This window comes from Paenibacillus sp. sgz302191 (genome assembly GCF_057749925.1).
Genome location: NZ_JBYLHY010000132.1, coordinates 1 through 261 on the forward strand (window position 1 = coordinate 1; position 261 = coordinate 261).

Below are 261 nucleotides of genomic sequence, written 5' to 3' on the forward strand. Positions count from 1 at the left end.
GAGGGCTTAACGGTCGTGTTCGAGATGGGAACGCGTGGATCCCCTCCGCCATCATCACCAAACAGTCAAAGTGCTCATTTGCACCCTGAAAACTAGATACGAAACTTGCGTAAAGTGTGAGTTAAATAATTGTATAGGTTAAGCCCTCGACCGATTAGTATTCGTCAGCTGCACACGTTGCCGCGCTTCCACCTCGAACCTATCTACCTCGTCGTCTACAAGGGGTCTTACATACTGGGAAATCTCATCTTGAGGGGGGCT

The 261-nt window shown here is 49.4% G+C and carries 2 rRNA genes; both read right to left on the reverse strand.

From position 1 onward, the window contains the following. Positions 1–62: ribosomal RNA gene (gene rrf / locus AC3G2T_RS38915) — 5S ribosomal RNA — on the reverse strand; the annotation flags it as partial. Positions 63–134: 72 nt separating this feature from the next. Next, positions 135–261: ribosomal RNA gene (locus AC3G2T_RS38920) — 23S ribosomal RNA — on the reverse strand; the annotation flags it as partial.